The organism is Noviherbaspirillum autotrophicum (genome assembly GCF_000818395.1).
Classification (GTDB): domain Bacteria; phylum Pseudomonadota; class Gammaproteobacteria; order Burkholderiales; family Burkholderiaceae_D; genus Noviherbaspirillum; species Noviherbaspirillum autotrophicum.
This window is the reverse complement of record NZ_JWJG01000028.1, coordinates 1,449,647-1,465,434: the sequence shown is the minus strand read 5'-3', so window position 1 is coordinate 1,465,434 and position 15,788 is coordinate 1,449,647. Positions and strand designations below refer to the sequence as shown.

The window sequence follows — 15,788 nt, the reverse complement described above, 5'->3', positions numbered from 1 at the left end:
GGCTTTTTTTTCGACCTTTGGAAAGGACATTTCCCATGAAATCAATTCAAGCATTGCGCGAGCAACGTCAGCAACTCGCGCGCGAAGCCCGTAACCAACTGGAGCAGAAAGGCGATCGCGTCTGGTCGAAAGAAGACCAGGCAGCATTCGATGCCCGCGCCGATCAAATCGAAGCACTGGAACAAGAGATCGCTGCGGTCGAGAAGGTGCTTGCCCTCGAAACCGAGGCTCATAACCGTGACGTCGATCAGTTCCGCCGCGCGCCGGAAAACAAAGGCGAGGCGGTTACGCGCTCGGCATTTGCCAAGCTGCTGCGCGAAGGCGTCAATGCGCTGTCACGCGAAGAGCACCTTCTGATTCGTAACACGATGTCCACCGGCACCGGTTCGCAGGGTGGCTACGCGGTGCAGACCAATGTGGCACAAGAGCTGATCGACTACCTGAAGGCATACGGTGGTATGCGCTCCGTCGCTTCGTCCATCACGACCGCAGCCGGCAATGCGATGGGTTATCCGACTTCGGACGGCACTTCCGAAACTGGCGAATGGGTTGCAGAAAACACTCAGGCAACCTCCGCTGATCCTACCTTCGGTACCGTCAGTCTGAATGCGTTCAAGGCATCGTCGAAGATCATCACGATCCCGATTGAATTGCTTGCAGACTCCAGCATCGACATCGTTGCAATGGTGAACAAGCGCATTCGTGACCGTATCGGCCGCACAATGAATGCCGGCTTTACGACGGGTACCGGTACCGGTCAGCCGACTGGCTTCGTGACTGCTGCAAGCGTCGGCAAGACTGCTGCGACTGGCAATACTACGACCCTCGGCTTCGATGACCTGGTGGATCTGCAAGAGTCGATCGACGCGGCCTATCAAGCGATGGGCAACTGCGCGTTCATGATGCATCAGCAAACCCGCAAGGTGGTCCGCAAGATCAAGGACACTACCGGCCGTCCTGTTTGGGCGGATGCCTACGAAATCGGCATGAAGACGGGAACGCCGGCTCAGTTGCTCGGTTCCGATGTCGTCATCAACAACGACATGGCTCAACCTGGCGCCAATGCCAAGACCATCGGCTACGGCTGCTTCGACCGCTACATGATCCGCGACGTCTTGGATCTGACGCTGTTCCGCTTCGAAGACTCCGCCTACGCATCCAAGGGGCAAGTCGGCTTCCTGGCATGGGCACGTGCCGGCGGCAATCTGCTGGACGTGAACGCCGTCAAGACCTTCCAGCACTCCGCGACCTAAACGCACGCCGCAGCATAGTGCAGACGTCTGCACGGGCCGTCCGGCTCGTGCGTCCTTCTTTATTCACCTTTTGAGGAAAACATGGCAAAAGCAAACAAAGTTCCGGCACGCGTCATTGTCGACACAACCGTGGATGGTGTGGCGTACAAGCCGAACCAGGCCGTTACATTCTCCGCCGGAAAGGCCAAGGCTTTGGAAAAAGCCGGCCAGATCGATACCGATTCCGACGCCGTTAAGTACGTGATCAGTCAAGGCGCCGAGCTGATCGAGCATCTGGATCCGGAAGAACTGGAAGCCGCAGCAAAGGCGGCTTCCACGGCGGAAGGCGGTGCCGGCGCCACCAATCAGGCGGAGTAAGCGATGTCGGCGAAGCTCATTAGCCCGCCGGCTAAGCTGGCCGTATCGCTCACCGATGCGAAAGCGAATCTGCGCATTCCCGCGAGCGATACGGCGCTGGATGCCGTTATTCAGGCATGGCTGATGGGCATCATCGAATACGCCGAGCATCTGATGGGGCGCGCGCTGGTGTCGCAGACATGGCGCGTCTCCTTGGATGCTTTCCCTGATGCGATCAAATTGCCTCGTCCGCCGGTCGCATCGGTAACTTCAGTCAAGTATTACGACGCTGATAACGTGCTGCAGACACTGTCTCCGGCGCTGTATGAGCTGGATAACATGACTGAGCCATGCCGGCTGTTGGCGATACCGGGAACATCCTGGCCGTCGACATATGCGCGCAGGAATGCAGTAGTCGCCGATATTGTCTGTGGCTATGGCGACGACGAGACGAATACGCCGCCGGCGATCAAGCTGTACATCCTCGCGAAACTGGTCGAGCAGTTCGATCCTTCGGGTATTCCGGAAAAGGATAGCGTCCAGGCGTCGTTCATCGACCATTTGCTCGATCGGTATCGAATCTGGGGGCTGTAATGGCAGCGTTTTCGATGCAACTCAACACCCTGGTGAAGCTGCAGGCACTGGGAACTGAGCGGGACGAGATCGGGCAGCCGCTTCCCACGGGATGGGCCGATGTGGCCGATCTGTGGGCGGACATCCGCTACCAGACCGGAATGGAGACGGTGAAGGCCGGTGCAGAAGCGTCTATTACGCGCGTCAGCATCAGGATCCGGCACCGCGACGACATCAATGCCGGCATGCGCGTGATCCATGGCGGCATTATCTATAACATCAAGGCCGTGCTGCCCGACGTCGCGAGAAAGCAGCACGTCGACTTGGTTTGCGAGGCGGTCAATGCCTGATTCGTTCACTGTCAAATTCGACTTCGATGATCTGAAATCATCGCTCGATCACCTGACGGACGTCATCAAGGAGAATGCGCGGCCGGCAGCCCAGGCCGGTGCACAGGTGCTGTATGAGGAGGTGTTGCGCCTGGTCCCGGTCGCAAAATCGGCGCGGATGTACAAGGGCAAGCTATACGAGCCCGGCGCGCTGAAGGCCGCGATCTACCAGGCGTTCAGCGTGGATAACAGCGGTGACGGCGTCGCAACGTATCACGTCAGCTGGAATGCCGCGAAGGCGCCTCACGGTCACTTGATCGAGAACGGCCACTGGACGAAGAAGCAGGGCAAATACGGCCCCTTGCAGCCAGTCTTCGTGCCAGCACATCCGTTCATCCGGCCTGCATACGACACGAAGATCGACGATGCGATCGAGGCATCAAACGCTGTAATGAGTGAAGCAATCGACAAGACACTGGAGAAACTGAATTGACTGTCGAAGCCGACATTTTCAACCTGCTCAAGGGGCTGGTCAGCAATCACGTCTATCCCGACACGGCACCCGCCGGTACGCCGCGGCCTTACATCACCTTTCAGCAGGTCGGCGGCATTCCGCTGTCCTTTATGGAGGGCGCCGTTCCGAGCAAGAAGAACGGCCGGTTCCAGGTGAATGTCTGGGCGGATGGGCGTACCGCGGCTTCGGCTCTCGCACTGCAGGCGGAATCCGCATTCATCACGGCGACCACGATCCAGGCAGTGCCGCTCGGAGGCCCCATCGCGCTGCACGAAGATGAACTGAAACTGTACGGGACTCAACAGGATTTCAGCGTGTGGAGTGACCGCTAAACCATAACGAATTCGGCCATACGGCCAAAACCAGCAAGCCGCTTCGGGGTAGCCCGTGGCGGCTTTTTTCTTGCCCGGAAGGGCTATTTTTTTAGTGCCCTACAGGGGCAAGAAAGGTAAAAAATGGGCGTACGTCTGCCTAATGGTGCAACCATTTACATCGCGTCCGGATATGGAACTTCCAAGGCCATGTCTGTTGTTTCCAATGCGAATCCGGCCGTTGGCACGCTCGAAGCGTCGCATGGTGTTGGTGTCGGCGACTTCATTGAGGTCACCTCCGGCTGGTCGAAACTGAACAACAAGATCGTTCGCGCGTCTGCCGTGGCAACGAATGACGTGAGCCTGGAAGGCATCAATTCGACGTCGACTTCCCTCTATCCGGCCGGAACCGGTATCGGCTCGGTGCGCGAAATCACGGGCTGGACGCAGCTGCAGCAGATCCTGAAGACTAGTTCCAGTGGCGGCGAGCAGCAGTTCCTGAACTACCAGTTCCTGGAAGACGATGCTGAAAAGCGCATCCCGACGAACAAGAGCGCATCCGGTCTTTCGATCTCGATCGCGGATGACCCGACGCTGGCTGGCTACGTCCTGGCCTCCCAGGCGAACGACGACCGCCTGCCGCGCGCCGTGAAAATCGTCCTGCCGAACCAGGCGATCATCCTCTACAACGCCTACATCAGCCTGAACAAGACGCCGTCCATGACCGTGAACGAGATCATGGCTTGCGAAATCACGTTGTCCCTGCTGGCGGAGCCGGTTCGCTACGCGTCGTAACTGACCATGTGGCACAGCCCGAGTTGATCGTCGGGCTGCTTTTTTTTCACCCACAATCCAGAAAAATCATGGCAAAACTTACACTCGGCAAGCGCCCCGGCGCGTTCAAGAAAACCGTCCATATCCCTCTGTGCGACGGCGGAACGGACGAAATCGAATTCGTCTTCAAGTACCGCACAAGGACGGAATACGGGAAGTTGATGGACGAGCTGGCAGCCAAACCGTCGCAGGAAGATGGCGCCGCCACCCCAAAAGAGAAGTGGTCCTTGGAAAAGTTTATCGGTAAGAGCGTCGAGGAAGACGCGGATTTCATTCTGATGCTTGCCGAAGGATGGGATCTGTCCGATGAATTCAGCCGCGAGTCGCTCATTTCCCTGGTGGACATGCATGCGGGCGCTACCGACGCGATTCACAAGGCGTATGCCACCGGCCTTCGCGAGTACCGCGAAAAAAACTAAAGAAGGCCGCTGCCGCTTTGTATGAGGAGGATCCGTCTGCTGAAGAAGCTTCAGCGTTGGGTCTAACCGTCGAAGAGGCAAGCGGCCCGCCGGCTGAAATATTGCCGGAAAACCAAACGACTGTTGACGTTTTTATTGCAATGTCGACGCAGTGGCGCACCGGAATGGGCGGCCCTATTGGCCTTGACTACAACGCGTTGCATCTGGTGATGCGCATGTCATCCATACGGCGGGATGAGTGGCCCTTTGTTTTCGATGGCGTGCGTGCGATGGAGGCCGCTGCGCTCGAAAAAATGCGTGAAAAGTAGCTCATCCCTGCCCGCCGGCGCGGGCACAAAATATCGAGGTAGCAATGTCCGACCTGAAAAAGCAGATTGAACTCTCGGTTGATGCCTCCGGCGTTGAAACCGGAGTCAATCGAGCGAAACGTTCTCTTGCCGATCTCGGCGCAACCGGCGCCACGGCAGGCAAGAATGCCGCAGGAGGGCTGGATAAGATCGGTGCCGGCGGCGACCAGGCCGCGCAGAAGGTAGACGCGGCCACTCGCAACATGATCGGCTCGATCCAGCGGCAGATCGCGACCATGCAAGCCGGGTCTAAGAGCAGCTCGGATTATTACAAGGCGCTCGCCGGACAGCGCGGGATTGATGTCAATGCCTTGCAGCCGTACCTCGACCAGCTCGATGCGACTGTTGCCAAGCAGGCGAAGGCCGGAATCTCCGCCGCACAAATGTCGGCTGCGCTGCGCAGCGTGCCCGCCCAGTTCACCGATATTGCCACGTCACTGGCGTCCGGTCAGGCCCCGTTAACCGTGTTCCTGCAGCAGGGCGGCCAGCTCAAGGATATGTTCGGCGGCATCGGTCCGGCAGCGCGCGCGCTTGGCGGATATGTGGCTAGCCTGATCAATCCGTTCACCATTGCCGGCGGCGCCGCATTGGCTCTGGCAGTGGCCTACAAGAAGGGAAGCGAAGAGGCTGACGTCTATGCGGAGGCCTTGATCCTGTCCGGGAACGCCGCCGGCACGACCGTCAGCGACTTGGGCGAGATGGCCAAGCGCATCGATGGTATCGTCGGGACGCAAGCTGCGGCCGCCGAGGCGCTCGCGAAGTTCGCTGCCAATGGGAACATCTCGGCAGACAGCCTGGAGCGCTTCACGACCGTCGCCCTGAAGATGGAGCGCGATGCCGGACAGGCGGTCGACGAGACGATCAAGCAGTTCGCGGAGCTCGGCAAATCTCCGGTTGAGGCGGCGACAAAGCTGAATGAAGCGACGCACTTTCTGACAATCGGGCTCTACCAGCAGATCAAGGCGCTGGAGGATCAGGGGAAGACGTCTGATGCCGCGGCGCTCGCGCAAAAAGCCTACGCAGATGCGATGGAATCGCGCATGTCGCAGCTGGAGGGACGGCTCGGCACCGTGGAGCGCGCATGGCGCGGCATCACCGGCGCCGCGAAGGAAGCATGGGATGCTATGCTGGACGTCGGGCGTGAGAAAACCAACGCCGAGCAGCTGTCGAGCATTTCAGCCCAAATCGAGGCATCGCGGGCGCGTATTGCACGCTTGAACGAGTCGGGCGGCGGGCTGCTGGTCAATGCATTGCTTTCATACGAGAAGGACCGTTTGGCTGGGTTGTTGCAGGAGCAGTCGATCACCCAGGAGAACATCCGGCTGCAGGCGAAATCGGCTGCGTTTCAGAAGGAGACAGCTGACAAGGTTCAGGCTCGCATCCAGTTCGAGAAGGACGGTGAGAAGTTCCTATCCGAGCGTGTGAAGATGGAGCGCGAGATCGCGAAGGCGCGCGAGGACGGCGCCGCAGCGGGAGCAACGCAGGCAGAAATAGAGAGGCGCGTTGCCGATATCCGCGCGAGCCACAAGGGGCTGGTGAGCAACGGCCTTCAGGTCGACAAGGCGAAGCTCGGCCTAGATATCGACGCCATCAAGAACGCGAATGAGCAGCTGATCGGCAGCTACCAAAATGCCGGGACAATCCTCGAAGCCATGCACGCGGCCAGATTGATCAGCGACCGCCAATATTACGAGTCCAAGCGCGGTTTTATTGAGCTGGAAGCACGGGCGCAGGAGGATGCACTTCGGAAGGAGCTAGATCGTTATCGCCAGGAGCGGCTCACCGGCAAGGACAAGCTCGAAAACGACAAGAAAATCGCAGAGGCGGAAGCTAAACTGGCGACACTGCGCGCTTCGACGTCGGCAAAGCTGGAAGTCAACAGCATCCAGGAGACTGCGGCAAACAAGAAGATTGCGCAGTCCTACGAGGATGCTCGACAGGCCGCCCAAGCCTATCTGGACACGGTCGCCCGCCAAAATGCGGCAGAGATCGCCGGAGTCGGTAGGGGGGAAGAGATCAGGGCGAATCAGGCCGGTCGCAATAAGATCGAGGACAAGTTCACCAGTCGCCGGCAGGAGCTTGAGCGCGACAAGCGCAACGGCATGATCGACCAGGAGCAGTTCGATACCTACCTCCAGATCGCCCAGGACACCTACAGCAAGGAGCTGCAGGCGTACGAGCAGCGGACCAAGGCGATCAAGGAGAAGCAGGGCGACTGGCTGAATGGGGCGAACGAAGCGCTAGCGAACTACCGGAGCAATGCCGAAAACGTCGCGGGACAGTCCTCCGCGGCGTTCACCAGCGCCTTTAATGGCATGACGGATGGATTCGCGTCGAGCGTATCGCGAGCGCTTGTCTACGGCCAGAGTCTTGAGGATGGCTTGAAAAATGTCGCACTGAATGTCGCAGACACGTTCATCGCATCGTTTATCAAGATCCAGATTCAGAAACTCCTTATCGACAAGACGGCTGCGGCAGGCTACGCGGCGACGATCGCGGCGCAGGCGCAGGCGATGTCGGCAATGGCTGGCCTCAATGCGTTCGCGTCGACTGCAGCGATCCCGATTGTCGGTCCGGAGTTGGCGCCGGCCGCGGCCGCGGCGGCGATGGCTATTGCGGAGGGATTTGCGTCGGCTGCGACAGCCGCAGCAACACTCAGTGTAGCGTCCGCACGCAATGGTTTCGACATTCCTGCCGGCGTCAACCCGCTGACACAGCTGCATGAGCGCGAAATGGTGCTTCCGGCGAAGCAAGCGGACGTCATTCGCGATATGGCGCGCAACGGCGGTCAGAGCGGTGGATCAAGCCCGATCACGATCGTCAACCAGACCAGCGCGAAGATCGGCCGGGTGACGGAGCGCCGGCTGGATAACGGTGAAAGGGCTCTGATCCTGGAAGAAGCGGTCGATCTCGTTGCGGCGCAGCTGGCCGATCCAAATAGCAAGACCTCGCGCGCCATGAACCGCAATTTCAGCATTCAAAGGTCAAGATAATGCCGAATCCTGTCATGCCGGCCGGCATCAAGCCGGTCGTCTCCAACTACTCTATCGACGATCCGGGCGGAGTAGTCCGTACCGACGTCGCAGGCGGTATGCCGCGATACGGGCTGGACTGGGACCGCGGCGCACAGCGCTTCAGCGTGACGCTGATCTTGGATGCGTTGCAGTTTTCGGTGTGGACGGCGTTCTATCACCACACCATTCGCAAGGGCGCCGTCACGTTCGATATGCCGCTGGACAGCGGTTTTGGCGTGTCGCCGCATGCAGTCAATATCGTGCCTGGCTCCTACTCGGCGGCGCGCACCTCGGGAATCATGATGGTGGTGCAGTTCGTCGTGGAGACGGAGAACCAGGTCTATGACATGACCACGGCGGATGCTTCCAGCTTGGTCGATCTGTACAACCAATACGGCGCCTATTCGAACATGCTGCTGGACAGGCTGGGGCAGTTCGCCAACGCCGAAACCAATGTTCTGGACTTCTGATGAGCCTTGACCTCGAAAGCCGCCTGAAAGTCTTCCTGGCTTCGGCGCCACAGACGGTCTGGCCGATCCAGACGTTGGAGATCAGCCACTCGGCAATGAGCCGGACATTCCACCTTTGGCGCGAGCCGTACCCGGGAACTACCTACGTGGACGGCGTGGCTATGGCAATGGATCCCTGCAACATCGAGATCAAGCTGGCTGGATCGGAAGGAAACCTGGATCAGAAATTCGACATCCGGATCGGTCTGGTTGACATCGAGGACGTATTCCGCGACGAACTCGACCGCATTCCGGTAGCCACGACGGAAAAGATCAAGATCGTCTACCGCGAATACCTCAGCGATGACCTGACGACGCCCCAGGCGACGGCGACGCTGCAGGCCGAGTCGATCTCCTACGCCATCGGCGCCGCCAGCATCAGCGCGGTGGCGCCGCGGCTGAACATGACAAGAACCGGCGAGGTGTATTCGCCGAAAGACATCCCTATGCTTCGAGGATTCCTGTAATGGACATTAATGCCTATCTGGCCAAGCAATATTCTCCCCAGCCTTGCTGGGAGCTGGTCGCCGACGTGTACGTGACCGAGCTGGATGCGATCGCCGTGGACTATAAGACCGTGAACCGGTCGATCCGTGAGATGGCGAGCGCGTTTCGAATCGCGATCCACAAGTCAGCCCATGGTTTCTCGAAGATCGACGAGCCGGTGGATTATTGCATCGTGCTGCTCGGGAAGAGCGACAAGATCGGCATTCACCATTGCGGCGTGTATTACCAGGGCAAGGTGCTGCACGCGATGCCTGACGCGACCATGTATGAGGAGCTGTCGGCAATCCGCGACCGGTTCGAAGTGGTGGAATTCTGGGCAAAATGATGAAGATCAAGCTGTTTGACCACCCATTTTCTCCAACGCCGCAGGTGTACGAGGTAGAAAGCCTCGCGCATTGGTTGCTTGAGCGCTATGGTGAGAAGCCGTCGGTGCGTGTGCAGATATTCAAGGGCGAGCCATGCGCGGAAAAGGAGATTAGCCATGACGCGAACGCAATTTTGGCTGGCGACAGTGACGAGTATGTAGTTCTGCAGAGCCCTGGCGGCGGCGAGACGCTCTTGTATGCCGTTCTGGTCGGAGTAGTGGTCGCTGCTGTTGTTCTGATGCCGAAGCCTGTCATGCCAGGCAACGTCAACCGCACCCAGCAAAGCCCGAACAACGCATTGTCGAACCGGGAGAACAAGGTCCGGCTGCTGGAGCGTGTGGAGGATATCTACGGCACGGTAAAGGCAATTCCCAGCTTGATGATGCCGACCTATATCAAGTACATCGGCCACCGGAAATACGAATACGGATATTACTGCGTCGGGCGTGGCTACCACGACATTACGGAACTGCGGGACGGAGACACCCTGATAGCGGATATCGATGGCGCGAGCGCTGCTGTCTACGACCCGTTTACGTCGCCGAACAGTGGAGATTCTCCGGCTCTGCTGGTCGGCGCGGCGATCATTGACAACGTTCTGACGGCGTCGCGCGCGATCGAGGTGGACGGGATAACCCTCAAGGCCTTGAACCAGGTGCAACTGCCGGTGAGCGCGTCCTATACGTACACGCCGAATGCGGATGGTGACATCATCACCCAGGTGGCCAAGCAGCCGAATTTCAATGCGGTTGCGGCGGTCGGAGACACGCTCACCGTGTCGATGTCGAACTACGTTGCGACCATGCGCCCGAGTGGCGATTCCGGGTCCGTGAGCACGAGTGGAACATCTTCGTATGTCGGCACTGGCGGCTTTGAGTTTACGGACATCAGGGTAGGCGACTCGGTTACAGTCGCCGGATTCACGCAATCTGCGAACAACGGAACCTTCACCGTCACAGCGAAACCGAATGCCTACACGATCACCGTCTCCAGTAGTTCTCTGGTAGCAGAATCTTCTGGGTCGGCTACGTTTTCGGTCACGCGGAACTATTCCGGGACATACACGATTGCGGCTGTCAACGATGGTTCGGTAACGCTGACGACGGCCACATGGAAGTCTGTCATACCGGCATCGAATGGCTTTGGCGTTCCGATCACTAGCTCGATAGCAGTGAATGGTAAAACTGAGTACACGGACTGGGTAACGCTGCCAGACGCCGATCGCACCGAGGTTTGGTGCAATGTAGTTGCCCCGAGTGGTATGTTCAAGGACAACGGCGGCAAGTCAGTCGCAGCCGTCGACTTCGCCATCGAAATCGAAAAATTGAATGGAAGCCTGGCACCACTTGGGATTGTCGAGACCGTCACTGGTACGTTGTCCGGTGCCGTGAGCGACGAGCGAGCCGACACCATCGAGCATGCAACGGCATGGACTGGGCCGGTACGCGTACGGATGCGTCGCACATCGAACTATGACTATGGCTTCAACGGCACGGTCATGGACGAGATCAAGTGGGCTGACCTGTACAGCGTATCACCGGTGACAAAAACCGAGTTCGGCAATAAGACCACGATCCATACCATCACACAAGCGACCTCCCGCGCGACGGCGGTCAAAACTCGCCAGCTGAATTGCATCGCCTCTCGCCGGCTGCCGACTTACAACGGATCAGCATTTTCCGGTGCATTCGATGCAGAAGGCCGGCACGTCTCCGGCACCATCTCGGCGACGAGCAAGCTGGTCGACATCGTCGCTGCGGTGGCTTCGGATCCGAAGATCGGCCGGCGCAACTTAGCGACCGAGGTGGACATGGCGCAGATCTGGGGCATCCAGCAGCAGCTCGACGCCTGGAATCCGGAGTGCGGCCAGTTCAATTACACCTTCGATACAGACAACATGTCGTTCGAGGAAACGGTCATCGCAATCGCCAACGCCGGGTTTTGTATCGCCTATCGCCAGAACGGAAAGATCAGGCTTGCGCTCGACCGTGCGCAGGCGAATAGTACAGCGCTGTTCACGCACCGCAACAAGAAGCCGAATTCCGAGTCGATCACGCGCAAGTTCGCCAGCGACTCGGAATATGATGGCGTTGAATTCGTCTATGTCGACCCGGACACGCACCAGTCGGAAACGATCAAGCTCCCGCTCGATGGCAGCTTCACGAAGCTGAAGAAGTTCGAGATTCCAGGGATTCGGTCGTTCGCGCAGGCTTGGCTCCGTGCCAATCGGGAATGCCAGAAGCTGATCGGCCAGCGCATCACCATTGAGACTACAACCACGCTCGATGCGCGTGCCCTCCTGCCGAACAGCCGGGTTGATATCGTCGATAACACGCGATTCAAGTCGTATGACGGTGAAGTGATCGCGCAGAATGGGCTGGAGCTGACGCTCAGTCAGGATGTGGCATTCACATCGAGTCTGCCGCACAGCATCGTGCTGATGCGGCGTGACGGATCGCTCCAGAGTATCGCGGTCACCGCCGGCAGTACGCCGAATAAGGTGGTTTTGCAAAACATGCCAAGTGAGGCAATCGTAACGACTTACGGGCAGGGCGGCATTCGCACGATCTATTCTTTCGCGGCAGATAGTGCGCGTGGAGCGCAAGAATATCTGGTGCAAGAGCTGGACATGTCGGATGGTCAGTATGTCACGATTCGGGCCATTAATTATTCTGATGACTACTACCAATACGACAACGCCCCCATTCCTGATAAAGATACAGTTATCAACTAGCAACGAAAAGCGCCATATCCGGCGCTTTTTTTATATCCGCACGAAAGGTAAAACATGCCAGCACTAACCATCCCCGATCTTATCAATGCGAAGCAGGACGTTGACCATATTGCGGAACTGGCGACTTCAAACGGGCAGACTGCTACCGACCGCTTGGGAAATACCAAGTTGACGATGGCAGAAGCACTTCGCCGGATAAAGTCGTACACGGACCGCGGTGCCTGGACGCCTTCGACCTCATATGCCACGTATGACTCGGTAACTGTTTCAGGCGACAGGTATTTGACGATTACCGCTCATGTATCTGGATCGACATTCAGTGGCGATCTTGCAAGCAAGTGGGTATTGATTGGCGGCGCTGTTAGAACGGCACTGGGTTCGCTTACCCTGGTGAAAGACGCTGGGGCGGCCGGTGACGGTGCGGCAGATGATACAGCTGAGCTGTTGAGCGCTAAAGCATCGGGAGAATCACCCTACGTGCCGAGTGGTACGTACTCCGTGACGGATATTGCCGGCCTCCATGGCCTTTGGGGCGACGGCAAGATTCTTTTCGATGGAAATACCTTGCCGCTGCCGAAGGCGCCGCGGGAGTCAGACAATTTCAAAACGGACCGGTTTTTCTCCTATGCGAAGGTTACCGATCGCTTTCAGCCAATTCTGGTGATCGGCGACAGTATTTCGGAGGGCTCAAACGCTGCTGTCTGGACGAAGGATAACTATGCATCGATTATTCGAAAAGCGATCCAGCGTAAATATCAGAATGCGAATTTTGGCTTTGCCAACTTCAATTTGGCGGCGCAGGATGGCTCTCCCTCGGCTACTAAATATCCTCATGTAGTTACACATTCGGGCTTTGCGCTAACTGCATACGGAGGATTTACAGACTCCTATTACGGCGGGACGGTTCTTAAGAGTGCAACTGCTGGAGATTGGGTTGAGGTTTCATACACCGGGAAAGATGTTGTAGTTGTGTATGGCCAGGATGCGGCGGGTGCTATCCTCAACGTCACTCTCGATGGTGTGCTAATTGGCACTATTGATACAAAAGCGGCGTCGGCGACTTCAATTGCCGGATCGGGCGTCAATGGCTCCTTTTCAACGGTAATTGCTGTTCCAGCCTGGGGAAGTCATACAATACGATTGACGAATACCGAAAATAAAAATGTTGCCTTGTGCGGCATGGTCTATTTGGAAGAAAGTGCGGTTAAGTCACCAGTTTTATTTAATCTCGGGCGCTCGTCGTTAACGCTGTCCGATATGGACAACAATTTGCTGGACATGTACGCACGTTCCACTGGCATGTCTATCCTCGCGCTTGGGGTAAATGACAACCTTCTCGCAAAGCCTATTGTCACATTCAAGGCGAAACTGAAGCGGTATTTGAGCGGGGTAAAGGCCATTAATGGCGAGTGCGTCATCTGCGACTTTATCTTCAACGAACCGTCTTCCAATGCGTATAAGTCGGCGCTGCGTGACTACGCGTATATCTATGGCTTTCCGTATCTCGACTTTGGTCGCATGTGGTTCAGTGATCAGACGGCGAATAAATTTGCCAAGCTCCTGGATACCGATAATGTGCACCCGACCGATGCCGGACATGAGTTCATCGCGAATGAGATCATGCGTTGCATCGGGCTGAATTATGACAAGGCTACTGCAACTGGACACATGCCGACCGTGTCACTGGTTCCTACCGGATCATGGGTCGGGCTTAGCACACCTTATGCCGGCCCGAAGGCGCGCAAGGATTCAACGGGCAGGGTGCATCTGTCAGGGGCAATTCAGAGCGGAAGTTCCGCGGCTTACACATTGATTGCAACGATTCCGGCCGGGTTCCGGCCGCAGAATCACCTGATATTCGCGGTCTCCGCTAATCATGCATTTGGCGAAATTGAGATTCACGCTGACGGCCAAATTACTGCAGGGGGCACTACGATTGCCGGTCTGTTAAGCCTCGATGGTATTTCGTACTTGGCTGCATAGCCTCGGTTGCGCATTAAATAGCTAGCCCGCTTCGGCGGGCTTTTTTATTTCAAGAAAAAGAAAGGCGTCTCATGGCAGAACCAGTAAGCCCGACAGCTGGATTGGCAATTGCGGCCGGCACGATCACGCTGTCCGGCACCTTCCTCGGCGTGCATTACGACGCGCTCCTCGCGGGCTTCTTCGGCGGCCTGGTGTCGTTGTCCTACCTGCCGTCCATGCCGAAGTCGAAGATCGCTAGCACCGTCGCCAGCTCGTCGATCCTGGCGGGTTACTTCGCGCCGGTGATTGCCATCACCGTTCAGCACTATTTCAGCTTCCTCGAGGGCGTCGGCGATTTCATGCGGCTGGCATCGGCCGCGGGCCTCGGCGTCAGCGCGCAAGTCGTCATTCCGGTCGCACTGAACTGGATCCGGACAAAGGGAGGCGCTCAATGATGCTCGCCATCAATATGTTGGCTGCCGCGATCATTTTCGGCTGCGGCTTATTCGGCGCAATCAACAGCATGTCCAGATGTACGCGACACGGTATCCGCCTCGCCTGGGTGTTCCTCGTGACGGCGGCGCTGGCCGTCCTAGTCAGTCCGCTGTACGGGCAGACGAGCCCATCACCGATGGAAGTCCTGCGCAATGTTGGCGTCGCGCTGTTCGTCCTCGCGAACCGACGGCGGAATTGTCCCTTCTGCGAGAAAAGGAGCGCGTATGACGCCGGATGAACTGCTGAAGATCATGCCCCTGGCCAAGCCGCGCATCGCGGCTTTTTTTTCGCCCCTGTGCGCCGCCATGGAGGAATTCGAGATCAACACACCGGCGCGGCAGGCGGCATTCCTCGCCCAGGTCGGCCACGAGTCCGAGCAGCTGCTCTACGTGCGCGAAATCGCCTCCGGCAAGGCGTACGAGGGGCGCGCGGATCTAGGCAACACCGAGCCGGGCGACGGCGTGAAGTACAAGGGGCGCGGCCTGATCCAGATTACCGGGAAGGCGAATTACATCGCCTGCATGATGGCGCTCAACATCGATTGCGTGCATCGCCCCGAGCTGCTCGAGGAGCCGGTCAATGCATGCCGGTCGGCGGGCTGGTTCTGGAAAACGCACGGCTTGAATGAGCTGGCCGACGCCGGTGACCAGGTGCGGATCACGAAGCGCATCAATGGCGGGATCAATGGGCTGGCCAACCGGCTGGCGTTGTTTCAAATTGCAAAGGAGGTGTTGGCATGATCACGATCATCGATTTGTTTTGCCTGTCGGTTGTATGCCTGTTCTTCGGCGTGCCGTATTGGGTTATCAGCTGCGGAGGCGAGCGATGAATTCCCTCGCGCTCCGCATTCTTGCTCAGCTGGTCGGAGCCGGGTTCGCTTTTGGCGTCGGTTGGTATGTCAATGGCTGGCGGCTTGGACAGCAGATAGCCAAGATCGAGCGCGACCAGGTCGAAGCAGCCGCAACGGCCAGCGAAACCGCGCGCCTGAAGGAGCGGGCCTGGAATAAACAACTGGAGGATGCCAGAAATGAAGCAACGAAACGTGAAGCAACTATTCGCGCTGACGCTGCTGCCGCTCACAATGCTGCTGACGGCCTGCGGGGCGACATTGCAGACCTCCGCCGGCAACTGCCCGAGCTTGCCGCCGATGCCTGCCGTCAGCGAGCCGATACCCTCGCAGACGTACTCAGCCAGTGCACAGCAAGATATTCAGGCATGGCGGAAACGGCTGATCGACTCGTCAATGACCGACAAACCCTGATAGACGCTTGGCCGAAATGAACGCC

19 protein-coding genes are annotated in these 15,788 nt (G+C 57.9%); all 19 read left to right on the top strand.

The genetic code is table 11. The annotated features are described in order from the left end of the window. The first annotated feature begins 35 nt into the window (after positions 1–35). A complete protein-coding gene (locus tag TSA66_RS08020; protein ID WP_040038631.1) occupies positions 36–1,253 on the top strand; it encodes a phage major capsid protein in 1,218 nt (405 codons plus the stop codon). An 81-nt stretch (positions 1,254–1,334) separates the two neighbouring features. Continuing rightward, entirely contained in the window at positions 1,335–1,610 is a 276-nt protein-coding gene (locus TSA66_RS08015) for a hypothetical protein (RefSeq protein WP_040038630.1), read from the top strand. Positions 1,611–1,613: 3 nt separating this feature from the next. Then, entirely contained in the window at positions 1,614–2,183 is a 570-nt protein-coding gene (locus TSA66_RS08010; protein ID WP_040038629.1) for a head-tail connector protein, read from the top strand. A gap of 14 nt (positions 2,184–2,197) precedes the next feature. Beyond that, the gene (locus tag TSA66_RS08005) at positions 2,198–2,512 is read left to right on the top strand and encodes a phage head closure protein (RefSeq protein ID WP_040038628.1); all 315 of its coding nucleotides are present in this window, start codon (positions 2,198–2,200) and stop codon (positions 2,510–2,512) included. Beyond that, complete coding sequence (locus TSA66_RS08000) at positions 2,505–2,984, top strand: HK97-gp10 family putative phage morphogenesis protein (RefSeq protein ID WP_052451982.1); 480 nt, start codon at positions 2,505–2,507, stop codon at positions 2,982–2,984. Before TSA66_RS08005 ends, TSA66_RS08000 begins: the two co-directional genes overlap by 8 nt. Beyond that, positions 2,981–3,337 (top strand): DUF3168 domain-containing protein, encoded by a 357-nt coding sequence (locus tag TSA66_RS07995; protein WP_040038627.1) that lies wholly within the window; start codon positions 2,981–2,983, stop codon positions 3,335–3,337. The genes TSA66_RS08000 and TSA66_RS07995 overlap by 4 nt, the downstream gene beginning before the upstream one ends. 189 nt (positions 3,338–3,526) lie before the next feature. Next, the gene (locus tag TSA66_RS07990) at positions 3,527–4,111 is read left to right on the top strand and encodes a phage tail protein (protein ID WP_232429368.1); all 585 of its coding nucleotides are present in this window, start codon (positions 3,527–3,529) and stop codon (positions 4,109–4,111) included. Positions 4,112–4,179: 68 nt separating this feature from the next. Beyond that, complete coding sequence (locus tag TSA66_RS07985) at positions 4,180–4,569, top strand: phage tail assembly chaperone (protein ID WP_040038625.1); 390 nt, start codon at positions 4,180–4,182, stop codon at positions 4,567–4,569. 17 nt (positions 4,570–4,586) lie between these two features. Continuing rightward, positions 4,587–4,877, top strand: coding sequence for a DUF1799 domain-containing protein (locus TSA66_RS26540; RefSeq protein WP_040039659.1), 291 nt, complete (start codon positions 4,587–4,589; stop codon positions 4,875–4,877). Positions 4,878–4,921: 44 nt separating this feature from the next. Further along, the gene (locus TSA66_RS07975) at positions 4,922–7,909 is read left to right on the top strand and encodes a phage tail length tape measure family protein (protein WP_040038624.1); all 2,988 of its coding nucleotides are present in this window, start codon (positions 4,922–4,924) and stop codon (positions 7,907–7,909) included. Beyond that, positions 7,909–8,400, top strand: a complete 492-nt coding sequence (locus tag TSA66_RS07970) for a hypothetical protein (RefSeq protein ID WP_040038623.1) — start codon at positions 7,909–7,911, stop codon at positions 8,398–8,400. Before TSA66_RS07975 ends, TSA66_RS07970 begins: the two co-directional genes overlap by 1 nt. After that, positions 8,400–8,906, top strand: a complete 507-nt coding sequence (locus tag TSA66_RS07965) for a DUF1833 family protein (RefSeq protein WP_040038622.1) — start codon at positions 8,400–8,402, stop codon at positions 8,904–8,906. The genes TSA66_RS07970 and TSA66_RS07965 overlap by 1 nt, the downstream gene beginning before the upstream one ends. Continuing rightward, entirely contained in the window at positions 8,906–9,271 is a 366-nt protein-coding gene (locus TSA66_RS07960; RefSeq protein ID WP_040038621.1) for a hypothetical protein, read from the top strand. The genes TSA66_RS07965 and TSA66_RS07960 overlap by 1 nt, the downstream gene beginning before the upstream one ends. Beyond that, on the top strand, positions 9,268–12,045 hold the full coding sequence (locus tag TSA66_RS07955) for a host specificity factor TipJ family phage tail protein (protein WP_157691543.1): 2,778 nt from the start codon (positions 9,268–9,270) through the stop codon (positions 12,043–12,045). Before TSA66_RS07960 ends, TSA66_RS07955 begins: the two co-directional genes overlap by 4 nt. Before the next feature lie 54 nt (positions 12,046–12,099). Next, positions 12,100–14,028 (top strand): SGNH/GDSL hydrolase family protein, encoded by a 1,929-nt coding sequence (locus tag TSA66_RS07950; RefSeq protein WP_040038619.1) that lies wholly within the window; start codon positions 12,100–12,102, stop codon positions 14,026–14,028. 71 nt (positions 14,029–14,099) lie between these two features. Continuing rightward, positions 14,100–14,462: a restriction endonuclease gene (locus TSA66_RS07945; protein WP_157691542.1), complete on the top strand. Its 363-nt coding sequence runs from the start codon at positions 14,100–14,102 to the stop codon at positions 14,460–14,462. Continuing rightward, positions 14,459–14,740 (top strand): hypothetical protein, encoded by a 282-nt coding sequence (locus TSA66_RS07940; protein ID WP_052451979.1) that lies wholly within the window; start codon positions 14,459–14,461, stop codon positions 14,738–14,740. Before TSA66_RS07945 ends, TSA66_RS07940 begins: the two co-directional genes overlap by 4 nt. After that, positions 14,727–15,242: a glycoside hydrolase family 19 protein gene (locus TSA66_RS07935; RefSeq protein WP_040038618.1), complete on the top strand. Its 516-nt coding sequence runs from the start codon at positions 14,727–14,729 to the stop codon at positions 15,240–15,242. The genes TSA66_RS07940 and TSA66_RS07935 overlap by 14 nt, the downstream gene beginning before the upstream one ends. Positions 15,243–15,327: 85 nt before the next feature. Next, positions 15,328–15,783, top strand: coding sequence for a DUF2514 family protein (locus TSA66_RS07930; RefSeq protein WP_040038617.1), 456 nt, complete (start codon positions 15,328–15,330; stop codon positions 15,781–15,783). Positions 15,784–15,788: the final 5 nt, after the last annotated feature.